The organism is Streptomyces parvulus, assembly GCF_014648855.1.
Lineage (GTDB): Bacteria > Actinomycetota > Actinomycetes > Streptomycetales > Streptomycetaceae > Streptomyces > Streptomyces parvulus.
On the sequence record NZ_BMRX01000021.1, the window covers coordinates 102,902 to 116,854 of the forward strand.

10 protein-coding genes are annotated in these 13,953 nt (G+C 75.2%); 2 read left to right on the plus strand and 8 right to left on the minus strand.

Features of this window, described 5'->3' with window-relative positions:
* Positions 1-17 precede the first annotated feature (17 nt).
* The 8 genes from IE108_RS32360 to IE108_RS32395 form a co-directional block, all read right to left on the minus strand.
* Positions 18-1,937, minus strand: coding sequence for a VgrG-related protein (locus IE108_RS32360; protein WP_064728568.1), 1,920 nt, complete (start codon positions 1,935-1,937; stop codon positions 18-20).
* Positions 1,937-2,656 carry a CIS tube protein gene (locus IE108_RS32365; protein ID WP_064728567.1) on the minus strand — a complete coding sequence of 240 codons (720 nt, stop codon included), beginning with the start codon at positions 2,654-2,656 and terminating at the stop codon, positions 1,937-1,939. Before IE108_RS32365 ends, IE108_RS32360 begins: the two co-directional genes overlap by 1 nt.
* A 30-nt stretch (positions 2,657-2,686) precedes the next feature.
* Positions 2,687-3,109 carry a phage tail protein gene (locus IE108_RS32370; protein WP_064728566.1) on the minus strand — a complete coding sequence of 141 codons (423 nt, stop codon included), beginning with the start codon at positions 3,107-3,109 and terminating at the stop codon, positions 2,687-2,689.
* A 62-nt stretch (positions 3,110-3,171) separates the two neighbouring features.
* Entirely contained in the window at positions 3,172-7,104 is a 3,933-nt protein-coding gene (locus tag IE108_RS34960) for a hypothetical protein (protein WP_064728565.1), read from the minus strand.
* A 3-nt stretch (positions 7,105-7,107) separates the two neighbouring features.
* Complete coding sequence (locus tag IE108_RS32380) at positions 7,108-7,266, minus strand: DUF6760 family protein (protein ID WP_007450918.1); 159 nt, start codon at positions 7,264-7,266, stop codon at positions 7,108-7,110.
* Complete coding sequence (locus IE108_RS32385) at positions 7,263-7,781, minus strand: hypothetical protein (RefSeq protein WP_064728564.1); 519 nt, start codon at positions 7,779-7,781, stop codon at positions 7,263-7,265. The genes IE108_RS32380 and IE108_RS32385 overlap by 4 nt, the downstream gene beginning before the upstream one ends.
* Positions 7,781-8,227, minus strand: coding sequence for a phage tail protein (locus IE108_RS32390; RefSeq protein ID WP_064728563.1), 447 nt, complete (start codon positions 8,225-8,227; stop codon positions 7,781-7,783). Before IE108_RS32390 ends, IE108_RS32385 begins: the two co-directional genes overlap by 1 nt.
* Before the next feature lie 89 nt (positions 8,228-8,316).
* Positions 8,317-9,921 (minus strand): phage tail sheath subtilisin-like domain-containing protein, encoded by a 1,605-nt coding sequence (locus IE108_RS32395; protein WP_064728562.1) that lies wholly within the window; start codon positions 9,919-9,921, stop codon positions 8,317-8,319.
* Between the two features lie 258 nt (positions 9,922-10,179).
* Between IE108_RS32395 and IE108_RS32400 the strand changes: the two genes are divergently transcribed.
* Positions 10,180-13,026 (plus strand): hypothetical protein, encoded by a 2,847-nt coding sequence (locus IE108_RS32400; protein WP_064728561.1) that lies wholly within the window; start codon positions 10,180-10,182, stop codon positions 13,024-13,026.
* Between the two features lie 128 nt (positions 13,027-13,154).
* A complete protein-coding gene (locus IE108_RS32405; RefSeq protein ID WP_064728560.1) occupies positions 13,155-13,805 on the plus strand; it encodes an eCIS core domain-containing protein in 651 nt (216 codons plus the stop codon).
* Positions 13,806-13,953: the final 148 nt, after the last annotated feature.

Genomic DNA, 13,953 nt, shown 5'->3' on the forward strand with positions numbered 1-13,953 from the left:
CGTGCCGGTTCCCGCCGTCATGCCGGCAGGGGGTACTTGATGGTGTTGACGAACACGGCGCCCATGAGATCGACCTTGATGGCCTTGATGTTCACGTTGGCCACCGAGGTGACCGACACCAGGCCGGTGGCGGTGAGCGTCATGGCGCCGGTCGCGTTCATGAGGAGGGCACCCATCGCGCTCACGTTGACCGTGCCGGCCGTCGACTTGAGGTTGACCAGGCCGCGCCCCTGGAGGAGGAGCGGCCCGCCGCTCTTCACCGTCACCGACCGGCGCCCCTCCAGGGTGAGGTCCATGCCGGCCTCCACGGACACCGAACGGCTGCCGGTGATGCTGACCGAGCCCTTGCTGTCGACGGTGATCTCGGTCTTGGTGCGGTCGAGGTTGATGGTCAGCTTGTCGTTGCCGCTGGCGATGCGCACGCCCTGCTTGCGGGCGCCGGTCTGCTGGCTGAGCAGGTCGACGCGGTTGCCCGTGCGGTCGGACAGGGTGTGCCGGACGGCCTTCTTCTTCAGGCCGTCGTGCAGCGGCACGTCCTTCACCTTGGTGGGCAGGTCCCGGCCGTTGTAGAGACCGCCGATGACGAAGGGGTGGTCGAGGGCGCCGCGGTCGAAGCCGACGAGCACCTCGTCGCCGACGTCCATGGGGAAGACCCCGCCGCCTCCCTTGCCGCCCATCTGGACGCTGCGCGCCCAGTCGCTGACGTACGTGTCGTCCAGCCACGGGAACTGCAGCTTCACCCTGCCCTGCTTGAGGGGGTCCATCACGTCGGTGACGATGGCGTTGGCGACGCTGGGCAGCCGGGCGGCGCTCGCGGGGTCCGTGCCGCCGCTGCCGCCCGAGGCCAGCCCGTACAGGGAGCGCCACTGGCGGCCGCTGACCGTGATCCAGGACTCGTAGGGCACGCCGTCGCCGAAGTGGTGGCGGACCGAGGTGACGGTGTACTTGCCCTCGAAGGGCTTGCCGACGTCGGAGAGGGCGACGGGGACGCCGGGCCGCAGGTCGGGATGACCGTACGCGGCGACCTCCAGCTCGGCGAAGGAGGAGGTCACGTCGGCGGCGAGGGCCTTCGCGGCGTGCTGGACCTCGTCCTGCTTGTCGTACGGGTTGGCGGTCTCGACGAGCTTGCCGGCCTTGAACTTGCCCGCGGCCGTGCCGGGCGTCGAGCCGATGCTGATGCCGGGGTCGGTGGTGGCCGGCGCGATCTCGGTGATCTTCTTCTTGGTGGTGACGTTCCAGCCGCGCGACTCGACCTTGCCGATCTGGTCGGCCGCCGTCACCGCGGCCCGCAGCCGCAGGATGTCGTGGCGGGCCTGGAGGACGAAGGTGCTCTTGTCGCCGTCCGTACTCGGGGAGGGCGCCCCGGCCGAGGGCTTGGGCGTGACGAACCTGAACTTCCCCTTGGCGTCCAGGTACATGACCATGTTGTTCTCGTCGGCCAGCCGGGAGAGGAAGTCCCAGTCGGTGACGTTGGACTGGCTGATGAACGCGTAGGTGCCCTTGGTCGCCTGGATGCGGCCGATGGAGACGCCGTCCATGGCCACGAGCTTGCGCGCGATGTCCGAGGCCTTCTGGTTGCGGTACGCGGCCACCCGGCGCTGGCGCATCAGGCGGTGCCCGTAGTCGTAGCCCCGGATGACGGTGAAGCTGCCGGTGCCGTCGTAGTCGGCCTCCATGCCGGTGACCTCGCCGGTCAGCAGGGGGTTGCCCTTGCCCTGTCCGTCGGCGATGGGCGTGATGACGACCTTGGTGCCGAACTGCACGCCCAGTTTGCCGAGGACCAGGTGGTCGGGGTCGCGGAAGGTGATGCGGAAGGCCGCCGGCACGCCGACGCCCTGGTCGACCCAGCCGTCGGTGAGCATCGGCGCGATGTCGTCGGGCAGCTTCGCACCGCCGATCTTGACCTCGACGACGCTGGAGAACGCGGGACGCACCATCAGTGCGGCACCTCCTCGGCGGCCGGGAGCATCAGCTCCGTGCCGGTCGGCAGGTGGGAGGGGTCGTCGATGCCGTTGGCCTCGGCGATCACGCGCCAGGCGTTGGCGCTGCCGTACTCGCTCCAGGCCAGCGACTGGAGGGAGTCGCCCGCGACGACCCGGTGCACGCGCTGGGCGGTGAGCGCGCCGGAGGTCGGGTTCTGGCCCAGGGTCGGCCCCGGGATCTCCACCAGCGCCACCTGGCAGGTCGCGCGGATGGGGATGCCGGTGGTGCCGAAGAGGGTGTACTGCGTCTCGATCGAGGAGACGTAGGCGGTGAACCGCGCGGTGGAGAAGGAGCCCCACTCGAAGACCACCCAGGGCGGCGAAGGCTGCTTGGCGCTCAGGCTCTTGGCGGTCACCTCGCAGCAGAGCAGCAGCGACTCGACCTTCTTCATCACGGTGTTGCCGTCGGGCTTCATGGACGAGTCCAGGAAGATCTCCAGGGTCATCTCCCGCGGCTCGGCACCCATGAACTGCGGTTTGGCCGCCTCGCGGACGGCCGCCGTCGGCGTCGCCTTCCACTGGGTGCGCTGGCTGATGGCCAGTTGGGCCGGGTTGAACTCGAAGGCGAACGTCCGGATCAGCGCACCGGGTGTGGTGGTCGTGCCGGTGGGCGGTTCGTGGATGGCGAGGTTGGCGCGTACGAGGCTCTTGCCGGCGCCCTTGCTGGTGGCCATGGGTCTTCCTCTCTGCTCTTGCGGGCGCCGTCAGTCCGTGAACCCGTGGTGGGCGATCTCCAGGACCTCGGTGGCCACCGACAGGTTGCCGGGGTCGAGGCTGGGGCCCTGCCAGCTGACGGGCAGGACGTCGATCAGTCCCCAGCGGGCGACCAGGGACCCGTCCGCGCGCAGGGCCGAGATCTGGGCGGTGGGCCGCTTCACGCCGGTCTGCACGGAGGAGATCCACTTGGCGACCTTGGCGGTGTCCGGGGTCAGCGGTCGCGTCAGCCGGATGTTGGAGAACGTCACGCGGGTCGGCAGCTGCCAGACGAACCCGTTGTTGCCGCCCTCCTGGCGCTGCTCCACCTCGACCTGGGTCGACAGGCCTTCGCACCCGTTGAAGTAACCGAGGCTCTCGCCGTCGATGGCGAGGCTGAACCAGATCGAGGAGCCCGGGTCCTGGCGGGACATCGCAGGTCGACCTTTCTGTCGGGGAACGGTGGCGGTGGGGCGTCGCTGTCCGGGCGGTCCGGTCAGCGGGGGTCGCGCAGTCTGCCGATCCGTTCGCGGTCCATGCGCAGTTCGGTGCGGACGAGGCGGGTGACGCGGCCGATGATCCGGTGCACCAGTTCGTCGAGCTGGAAGTCGGTGAGTTGGCGCGGGTCGAACCCGCCCTCCGGGATCGCCGTGTACGCGGGCGGCGCGTCGCCTCCCTCGGCGGGTGCGGCGGCCTCGGAGTACGGGGGAGGCGGGTCGGAGGGCGGCTGATGCCCGGCCGGGCGGTGCGGGGACGACGACGACCTGCGGTCCGGGAAGGTGTCGGCCACGGCGGCCGCCGCGTGGGAGGCCAGGGAGCTGATGGCGCCGCGGGCCCGGCCGAGGCCGAAGGCGCGCTGCACGGGGGGCGCCCCGGCGGACGTGGTGGTCGTGGTCTCGGCGGGCCGTGCCGGGGCCGGCTGCGTGCTGACCGGCAGGGGCGGGTGCGGCGCCGCCGGCGGGGGCGGTGCGAGGGGTGCCACCGGGAGCGGGGCCGCGGTGGCCGTGGTGCCGGGGGCGGCCGGACGGCGCAGCGGCACGGCCGTCCGGGCGGGCGCGCGCTGGACGGTGGGGTTCGCGGGGCCGCCGCTCGGCGCGGGGCGGGCCGCTCGGGCGGGCGGCGCGAAGGGCGCCGCCGGGGGCGCGCCCGCCGGGGCGGACGGCGGGACGGCCGCGGCCGGGGCGAAGGCGCCCGCGGCGGTGGCCGGGGGCGGGAACGCCGGGGAGGAGACCGGCAGCGGGGTGGGGCCTGCCGGGGCGGTGGTCCCCGCCCCGCTGGGCGGGGTCGCGGCGGCCCGCTGGACGGTCGGCACCGGACCGGCCTCGGTGGGCGCGGGGAACGGGGCCCCGGCCGGCGCCCGGTGCGCGGGCCGCCCCGCCGGCGCGGACGCCGGTGTCTGCCGGGCGGCGGGAGGCGGGGTGCGCCGTACGGCGTCCACGGGGCCGGACGAGGTGGGGGCACCGAGCCCCGCGCGGCGGGGTGGTGCCGCGGCGCGCTGCACGGGAGGCGTGGACGGCGGGCCGGCGGGGCCGGGCCGCGAGAGCGGTACGGCGGGCCGGCCGGCGCCTTCGGCCGCGCGCTGGACCGGAGGTGCCGCCGGTGCGTCGGGGGCCGGGGGGCCGGCCGGTGCGCTCGGCAGGTCGGCCGGCGGCGAACCCGCGGCGCGCTGGACCGGCGCCACGGGTGCCGGGCCGGGAAGGGGCGGAAGGGTGGTGCCGGGGCCCTGGGAGGCCTCGGGACCGCGGGGCGGGGAGGCCGCTCCGGTGGGTGCGGCGGGGGCGCCGGACGCGGGGCGGGCCGGCGGGGTTTGGGCGGGGCGGGCCGACGGGGCCTCACCGCGGCCGGAGGGTCCGGCCGGTGCCGGTGCCGGTGCCGGTGCCGGGGACCGGGGTGGGCCGGCCGGACCCGCCTTGCGCTGTACGGGCGGCTGCGCTCCGGTGCCGTCGGCGGGACGGCCCGGGGCGGCCGGACGGGCGGGGGCGGCGGAGGCGCGGTGCGAGGCCGGGGAGGGCGGCGCGGAGCGCGGTGTCGCGGCGGGTCCGCTCGGGCCGGCCTGCGGTGCGGCGGGGCGGCCGGGCGTCTCGCCGCCGGTGGTGGACGCGGGGCCGGTGCGGCCCACGGAGCGCTGCACGGGCGGGAGTTGTGCGCCCTTACCGCGCTGCTCCGAGGCGGGGGCGGACGCGGACGTGGGCGTGGCGGGCCGCCCGGATCGGGGGACGGCCCGCTGGACCGGGGCGCCGGACGCCGCGGGGCCGGAGGGTGCGGAGGGAGTGCCGGAGGGGCCGGGCGCCGCCGTGCCGGAGGCGCCGGGCGCGGGGCTGTCGGGGGCGGACGCGTCGCGGGGGGCCGCGGCCCGCCGGACCGGTGCCTCCGGGGGCGCCGCCGAGGGGGACGACGACGCCGAGGGGGTCGTCGCGCTGCCGGTGGGCGGCGGGACGGCGATGCCCGGGTTCGCTCCGAACGCCGGGGCGGTGGGCCGGGACGCCGCGCGCTGCACCGGCTGGGCGGGGGTGGTGGGCGTGGACGCGGGCGCCGGGGGAGCGGCGGGTGCTCCGGGGGCGGGGGAGGACGGCGTCCGCGCGGAAGTGGACTCCGGTCGGTGCGAGGGGGGTTCGCCCGTCGCGCCGCTCCTCGCGGTGCCGGACTGGGTGGTGGCGGGGCGCACGGGGGCGCCGGACGCCGGGGCGCCGCCCCGGGTGGGTGCCGTCCCGTCGCCCGGCCGGTTCAGCGCGGGGCCTAGTCCCGGCCTGCGGTGGGACACCGACCGCTGGACCGGAGCGCCGGACGCGGTGGCGGCGGGGGGTGCGGTGGGCGCGGGCGCGGCCGGGGAGGCGGCGGAGGGCCGGGCCGGCGGGGTGGAGGTGGTGCCGGGTCCCGGGTTGCCGACCGAGTCGCGTGCGGACCGCTGCACGGGCGGACGCGGGGGCGTGTCGCCGTCCCGGGCGGGCGCGGCGGAGGGCTGCGCCGGGCGGGCCGGGGCGGAGTCCGGGCCGGAGTCGGGGGCGGCCGGCGTGCCGGTGGCGGAGTCGCGGGTGGCCGGCTGCACGGTCGGGCGGGGCGGCGTCGCGGGGTCCTGTGCGGGTGCCGCGGGGCGCGGGGCCGGGGCCGACGGGGGAACGGAGGACGCCCGCCGCGCGGCGGGCGTGGCGGCCGGGCCGTCGCCGCTCGCGCGCGGGGCGCGCTGCACCGGCGTACCGGACGGCGTGGTACCGCCCGGGCCGGGCGGCGTGGCGCCGCCGGCCTGGGTGGCTCCGGGGCGGGCGGGTGCCGGCCGCACGGGAGGGGCGGCCGGGGGAGCGGGCGCCGAGGGGCGCTGCTGCGGGCGCACGGCGCGCTGCACCGGGGCGTCCGGCGCGGGGGCGGAAGCCGGTGCCTGTGCCGGTGCGGGTGCCGGAGGTGTCGTGGGCGACGGGGAGGCCGCCGGCGGGGCGTCGTCGGCGCGGGCGGCCGGGGAGGCGGCCCGGGCCGGTGCCGAGCCGGGGTCCGCTCGGTCGCCGTCCGACGACGAGGGGGCGGCCGTACCGGACGGTCCCGGCGCGGAGCTGGTCCGGCGGCTCGCGGGCAGGGCCCGGCGCTGCACGGCGGGTGTCCCGGAGGGAGCCTTGGTCAGTGCCTGACGCGGGCTGGGCGCGGCGGGCGGTACGGGCGTCACCCGCACCCCGCGGGCGGCCTGGGCCGGTGTGCTCGCGGGAGACGGTGACGCGGCCGGCCCGGCGGCGCGCGCCCGCTGGACCGGCGGGGTAGCGGCGGACGCCGGCGGCGCCGAGGAGGGGGCCGGCCGCGTGGGCGGCGCCGGGGTGGCCCGCGTCGCCGGCGGCGGTGCGGCCGGCGTGCGGGCCGGGGAAGCCGCGCCGCCCCGGGGACCGGAGCCGCGGGAGGCGCCGGACGGTGCTCCGCGCGTCCCCGGCGCGGTGGCGGGGGCGGGCCTGCGGGGGCCCTGCGCGGCGGCCGGACCGCCCCGCGCCCCCGGAACCTCCCCCGCGGGTGCGGCGGTGTCCGCGGGTATCGCGCGCAGCGGCGCGACCGGCATCCGCTGCACCGGTGCCGTGCCCTGCACGGGCCGGACGGGCGCGTTCCGCGAGGCCGAGGAGTCGAAGGCGCCCGACAGGAGGCTGTCGCCGGCGGCCGGGTTCAGCACGGCGGGGGACGGCGCCCCCGTGAACGACGGGTTCTGCCACGTCGGAAGGCGGCCGCCGAAACCGGCGTCCGCGACTCCCGCGCGGGCCGCGCCCGTCGCCCGCTGGATCGGCGGCAGGCCCGTCCAGGCGGCGACGGCCGTGCGCGTGGCCGGGGCGTTCGCCCCGCTCCCCGCGTCCGGGCCGTCACCCGCGTCCGGCAGCGGGCGTGCGGAGACCACGGGTGACGCGGTCTCGCCCCCGCCCCCGTCGACGCCGTCCCGACGACCCCGCAGCCGGTCCAGGAATCCCACCGATCAGCCCTCCGCCGTGCCTCGCGTCACGAGGGACGCGATCTGGTCCGTGTACCGGCGGCGGTCCTGGTGTTCCAGGTCCAGGATCGCCTCCAGGCTCCAGTGGAAGTGGTAGGCGACGTACGCGATCTCCTCGTGCAGCCGGTCGGTCGCGTACGTCACGATTCCCCCAGGCGGCTCCCGCCGAGTTCCACCTCGAAGGGCTCCGCGCAGTGCGGGCACTCGACGGCGGCGCGGGTGTGCCCCTCCGCGTTGATCTGGCGGTAGAAGTCCTGGAGGAACGCCAGGTCGGAGGCGAACATGTTCTCCACGACGCCGTCGTGCACCATCGCCAGCGTGCCCAGCCGGGTGATGACCCGGCCGAGCAGCACCACCGACAGGTACGCCGGGTTCTCCTGGACGCGCACGTCGCGCAGCGGGATCAGCTCGTCCCGCGCCGTCGACAGGCGCATCACACCGTCCCGGTGGACGGTGCCCGACTCGTCGACGTACCCGCGCGGCAGCTCGAAGGGGAACTCGGTCCGCAACTGCTGCCGCGGTACCGCCTCGACGGGAGGCGCGGCCGGAAGACCGGCCGACGCCTCCGCCGGCGCGGCGGCGGGAGCCGAACGGGGGAAGTCCGCTCCCGCCGCCGCGGTCTGTGCCGCGGCGGGTGCCTTGGCAGGCGTACGCCGCATTACTCGATGACCAGTTCTTCGAACACGATGGTGACGGTCTCGGTCAGCGCGGAGGCCTCGCCCGCCTTCACCGTGCTCGTGTCGATCTTGCTGCACCAGGCGTTGCGGAGGTTGTACCGCTTCACCGGGTTGTCCTCGAAGTCCATCATGATGATCGAGGCGTTCTTGCGGGCGGTGGCCATGCGGCCGTTGATCGAGTCGTTGATCCACTGGGTGAACGACGCCGACTGGGTCATACCGCGCACGACGGTGCACTGACCGTCCTTCTGGGTGCCCGGCAGCAGCGCGATCTCGTTCTTGCCCGTCGCGCCGTTGTTCTGCGGGTACTTGATGACGTCCTGCTCGAGGGTGAGGCCGCTCACCTCGGCGAGGTACTCGACCATCACACCGTCGATCTGCAGACCGAAATTGTGTGAAGTAAGGGAGTCACCCGGGTTCAGACTCATGTGTTCGCTGTCCTTCTGGTGTTACGTGACGATGGCGTACGGGGCGACGCCCGAGGGGGCGCGCGGGATCACGGAGGCGGCCGGGCCGCCTACTCCTCCAGCTCCCCGCTGCCGCTGGAGAACTGGGCCAGCCGGAAGATCACGAACTCGGCGGGCTTGACCGGCGCGATGCCGATCTCGCACACGACCCGGCCGAGGTCGACCGACTCCGGCGGGTTGGTCTCCTCGTCGCACTTGACGTAGTACGCCTCGGTCGGGCTCTGGCCGAACAGGGCGCCGCTGCGCCACTCGTTGACCAGGAACGCGGAGACGTTGCGGCGGATGCGGGCCCAGAGGTTGTGGTCGTTCGGTTCGAACACCACCCACTGGGTGCCGATCAGGATCGACTCCTCCAGGTAGTTGAAGTACCGGCGGATGTTCAGGTAGCGCCACGCCGGGTCGGAGGAGAGGGTGCGCGCGCCCCAGACGCGGATGCCGCGGCCCGGGAACGAGCGGATGCAGTTGACGCCGATCGGGTTGAGCAGGTCCTGCTCGCCGCGGGTGATCTGCAGCTCCAGGTCGACGGCGCCGCGCACGACCTCGTTGGCGGGGGCCTTGTGCACGCCGCGCTCGGAGTCGTTGCGGGCCCAGATGCCGGCGACGTGGCCGCTCGGCGGGACCAGGCGGGACTGGCCGGTCGCCGGGTCGAAGGACTTGATCCACGGGTAGTACAGGGCCGCGTACTTGGAGTCGTAGCCGGCCGTCTCCTGGCGCCAGACGCGTATCTGGCGGGCGTTCTGGGAGGGCGGCGGGTCGATGATGGCGACGCGGTCGCCCATCAGCTCGCAGTGCGCGATGAGACCGAGCTGGACGGCCTTGACGGCCTCCAGGTCGATGGCGCCGCGCTGGTAGGCGGCCATCAGGTCGGGCACCGCGACCATGGAGATCTCGTCGATGGCCTCCAGGCCGCCGAAACCGGTGCGGTCCGAGGAGTCGCCGAGGTACTGCGCGGGGCCGGGGTGCGCGGTCTCGTCCCGGCCGGCCGGGACGGCGGGCGCGGCGGACGGCGGCGCGGGCAGCGTCAGGGTCTGGTTCTCCGGCCGGACCAGCTGCGCGGACGGCGCGGCCTCGGTCACGGTGATGAGCTTGGAGCGCTCCTTGACCTGCGTGACGACGTAGGAGCGGTTGCCCTTCTTGGCGCTCACGTCGAAGGTCTCGACCGGCTTGTCGCCGTCCTTGACGATCAGCTTGAAGCGCTCGGCGGGGCCCTCGCCCTCGGGGTCGGCGACCTCGACGGTCAGCGGACCGTTCTGCCCCTCGCCGGTGGCGGTCACGGCGAAGGTGCCCAGCTGCTTCGGCTCGGCGGCGGGCAGCGCGGGCTTGGCGGCGCCGCCGGTGACGGCGGCGGGGGCGGCGGAACCGTCCGTGGCGTCGCCGGCCGCGTCCTCGGGCGAGCCGCCGACGCGGACGACGTAGGCCGCGGAACCGCCGTTGTTGAAGAACCCGTAGACGGAGTGCGCGAGGTAGTACCCGCCGGTGAAGTCACCGAAGGCCGCGACGTACTGCGTCCAGTTGGTCACCAGCGTGGGCTCGTTCAGCGGGCCGGTCGGAGCGAGTCCGACGAAGGCCGCCACCGAGGTGCCCACCCCCTCGATCGGGCGCGAGCCGCTGGCCACCTCCTCGACGTAGACGCCGGGCGACAGGTAGGACGGCATGCTCTGCTCTCCTCGGGGTACGAGACAGGACGCCCCCCAGCTTCAGGCGCGCGCCGCCGCCGTCGAAACGTCCCCGGGGGCCGGAGCGGGGGCAGGTTCATTGCCCCAGGTCGTGCCCGTTGGGGCAGACTCCTCCGCACTGCCCGGTCTTTCCCCCTGGGCCCCCTGGCGTACGCCCGGTGTTTCTGGTTCAACATCTTGTGTCGACTGTCAGTTCGCCAGGATGTCATCTTGCGATCGAGCCAGGAGGGGACGTCCGTGCCGGACCGCTTGAACGAGACGCAGGGGCGACGCCCGGCTGCCTCGGCCCCTCCGACGCGGCCCCGCCCGCACGGAGGGCGGCCGCCCCTCGCCGCCCTCCAGGCCAAGGCCGGCAACCGGGCCGTCGCCTCGGTCATCCAGCGCGCGACCGGTACCGAGCAGCTCACCAGCGCCGCGGGACAGGAGCGGGCGGGCACCTCGGCGGCGGACGACCTGGTGATCTCGGCGGTGACGGCCCCCGAACGGCAGGCGCCGGAGCGGACGCCGAAGTCGAAGGCGGACGACCCGAAGGCGAAGCAGAAGGCCGCCGAGGACGCGGCCGAGGAGCACAAGCAGGAGGCCGCGACGGCCGCTCTGGACCGGGCCGGCGCCGCGGACGAGGTGTGGAAGGCGTCCGGGGAGGCGAGGGACGCGCGCAAGCACGCGGATGCCGCCCGGGCGGACGGGGACCGCCTGACGCGCGACGCCGAGGCCGCGGAGCGGGACCAGCGGGCGTCGCGGGCCGACGAGCAGCGGCACGCCGGGGACGCCCGGGAGGCTGACCGGCGCCGGGCCGGGGCCGAGGGCAGGGCGGGGACGCACCGCAAGACCGAGCAGCAGGCGCGCCAGAAGGCGGAGGCCGCTCGCACCGAACAGGAGAAGTGCGAGAAGCAGGCCGAGCAGGCGGAGCAGCGGCAGAAGGCCGCCGAGGCCGACGTGGCGAGGTTCCAGAAGCAGGGCGAAGAGGCGGAGCGCAAGCAGAAGGCCGCCGAGGCCGACGCCGCCAGGTTCCGGAAGGAGGCCGAGGAGGCGGACAAGGCGCGGCAGGCCGCCGAGGCCGAGGCGCAGCGCAGGTCCGCGGCCGACGACCAGGCGCAGGAGCGGGCGGCGGAGGCGGAGGTCGAGGCGGAGACGCGGGCCGCCGCCGAGAAGGACGTCCAGAAGTGGGCGCAGGCCGCGAAGGACGCCGTGGAGCGCGCGGGCAAGGCCGAGGCCGAGGCCCTTGAGCGGGAGGGCGAGGCGGAGGCCGCCAAGGAGGCGCTGACCGAGGCCGGCACCGAGGGGGCGCGGTGGGCGACCGCCGGCGAGACGGCGCGGCGGGGGGCGAAGGAGGCGGCCGACGAGGCGCGGCGCCTGACGCAGGAGGCCGACGCCGCCGCCGAGGCGCACCGCGAGGCTCAGGCCGAGGTGACGGAGCACGCGACGACCGCCGAACGGGCGCGGGCGGAGGCCGGCAAGGCGCGGGCCGCCGCCGAGACGTACGGGACGACCGCGGCCCAGGCCCGTGAGCAGGCGGCAGCCGCCGAGCGGACGGCGGGTGAGCAGGCGGCCGCCGCGGCGCAGGCGCAGGGCCGGGCGGCGGCCGCGGCCGAGCGGCACTCGGCGGCGGACACGACCGAGACCGGGGCGCGGACCGCCGAGACCGAGGCGCGCACCGCCCAGGCCGAGGCCAAGAAGGCCGAGGAGGCCGCGCAGGAGTCGCAGGCCTCCGCGTCCGATGCCAAGAAGCCGGGCAAATCGGCCGGACAACGGCTCAAGGAGACCTTCAGCCTCACCAAGGCCAAGCAGCGGATCGACCCCGCGGACACGGCGATCCTGCGCGGCAGCGCGCCGGTCGGAGGCCCCCTGCGGTCGGACGCCACCCAGGGTGCGAACCAGGGGCTGGTGCGCTCGACCGCCCAGCAGGGACAGGTCGAGACCGGCGTCAACGTCGTGAACTCCGCGCTGGGCATCATCAACGACGGGCGGGACGTGGCCGCCGGCTACAAGGGGCGCGACGGCAAGGGCCCCGAGTCCCATCAGGACCGGAAGAAGCTCAGGGGCAAGACCGCCGGCCTCGCGACCAACACCCTCATGGGCGTCAACGACGTCACGAAGATCACCGACAACGCGGTGCGGAACGCCGAGAACCTGGCGGGTGTCGCCCCCCTCGGCGCCACCGGAGGTGCCCTGACGATGGGGTTCTCCACGCTGATCGCCGCCCGCGACACCGTCGTCATCAAGGACACGTTCGACAAGCGGAAGAAGCTCAAGGAGCACTTCCAGGGCCGTGCGGCGGCCCGTACCCGCCGACTCCAGACCGTGCTGGACGAGTTGGGCACAGCGACCGGGAACCTGGCCCAGGAGTGCGCGAAGCTCTCCGGTGCGCAGGGCGATTCGGCCGAGAGCGTCCTGCAGGCCGTCGACAGGGAGCGGGGCGGCATCGACGGCCTCAGGGGCGAGCTGATGGAGCATCTGGCCGCCGCGCGGGACTACGCCGTCGACAAGCAGAACAGGAAGCTCCGCAAGCGCACGGCCGACCTGACCGGCAACGTCGCGCGGACCGCCGCCGGCGCCGTCGCGGTCGCGGCCGTCGCGGGAGCGGTGAGCGGACCGATCGGACCCGCCGTCGCGGGTGGCACGGCGGCGATCGGCCTGGGCGGCCTCGCGGTGCACAAGGGCCGGAAGAAGGCCGTCAAGCGCTACAACTCGGTCCGGCATCCCGACCGGCACGCCCGCCCCACGCACGCCCAGGAGGGAACCGAGGAGACCGAGGCCACCGAGCCCAGGATGTCCAAGGACGGCAAGGGCGGCCGCAAGCGCGACGCGTGGGCGGAGGCCTTCAAGGTGACGAAGGGCATCAAGCAGGGCAAGCGGCAGTTCAACGCCCAGGAGATCTACGCCCTGGCCGCCGGACCGGCCGTCCCCGTGGGCCGGAACGTGCCCGACGACATCCGCCGCGAGGCCCGCGACTTCCTCAAGGACCTCAAGTGCGATCCGGCCAGGCACAACCAGACGGAGGAGGAGTGGGAGGCGTCGCTGAACGACCCCGCGCAGCAGAAGGAGTGGGAGGGCGTGATCGCCAAGCAGCTCGCGTCCGCCTGAGCGGACCGCCCGCCGTAGGGCTGCCCCCGGACCTGCCCTCGCGGCCGTTGCGCGGGGCGGGCCGGTCCGGGTAGACCTGCGGGAGTCCCGCCGCCACGTGCCGAACCACCATCTGCCGAGGGAGCGTCGTGCGCGCACACGAGAACCAGGCTGACCTGCAGGCCGGCGAGAAGAACCCGGCCCGTCGCGCCACGCCGCTGGGCGCCACGGCCGACCGGATGCTGGCCCTCCAGCACCAGGCCGGGAACGCGGCGGTGAGCCAGGTCGTGCAGCGCCGCTTCGACCCGGAGCAGCACCAGCACGGCGCCGGCTGCGGGCACGGCGGCTACGAGGACAGCAGCCCCGAGGGCCAGGTGGAGCTGCTGAACGCGGCCAAGTCCACCCCGGGCAGCCCGCTCTCCGGGTCCCTGCGCAACGAGGCCGAGTCGTTCTACCAGACCAAGTTCCCCACCGCCCGGATCCACGACAACCCGACGGTCCACCGCGCGACCGCGGCCATGGGCGCCGAGGCCATGACGATCGGCACGGACATCTTCCTCGGCGCGGGGGCGTCCGGCCGCAAGGACCTCATCGGCCACGAGCTGGACCACGTGAAGAACAACCAGGAGGGCAAGACCGAGACCGGCGTCGACAACGGCGCCGGACAGGCCGTGACCAATCCGAACCAGGACTCCGAGGTCACCGCCGGCATCAACGGGAACGCCTTCGGCGCGGGCGCGAAGGTGGCACCGTCCATCGCCCAGCGCGCCGCCAAGGACCGGCCGGACGACGAGGCCTAGTCCCTCTCGCGGTGAACAGGGTGTCCGGGGGCAACGGGCGTTGCCCTGAAGGACCCTGACAGTCTGTCGTCCATTTCGTATTTTTACGCCGTGAGCCTGTGGACTTCCCTGGAGCCCGCGTCCGCGACTGTGGACCCCGGCAGCAGTA

What these genes read in the sequence shown, in the direction of transcription:
- IE108_RS32365 (WP_064728567.1), bottom strand. Translation starts at nt 2,656, where the DNA reads ATGGCCACCAGCAAGGGCGCCGGCAAGAGCCTCGTACGCGCCAACCTC.
- IE108_RS32390 (WP_064728563.1), bottom strand. Translation starts at nt 8,227, where the DNA reads ATGAGTCTGAACCCGGGTGACTCCCTTACTTCACACAATTTCGGTCTG.
- IE108_RS32385 (WP_064728564.1), bottom strand. Translation starts at nt 7,781, where the DNA reads ATGCGGCGTACGCCTGCCAAGGCACCCGCCGCGGCACAGACCGCGGCG.
- IE108_RS32370 (WP_064728566.1), bottom strand. Translation starts at nt 3,109, where the DNA reads ATGTCCCGCCAGGACCCGGGCTCCTCGATCTGGTTCAGCCTCGCCATC.
- IE108_RS32360 (WP_064728568.1), bottom strand. Translation starts at nt 1,937, where the DNA reads ATGGTGCGTCCCGCGTTCTCCAGCGTCGTCGAGGTCAAGATCGGCGGT.
- IE108_RS32395 (WP_064728562.1), bottom strand. Translation starts at nt 9,921, where the DNA reads ATGCCGTCCTACCTGTCGCCCGGCGTCTACGTCGAGGAGGTGGCCAGC.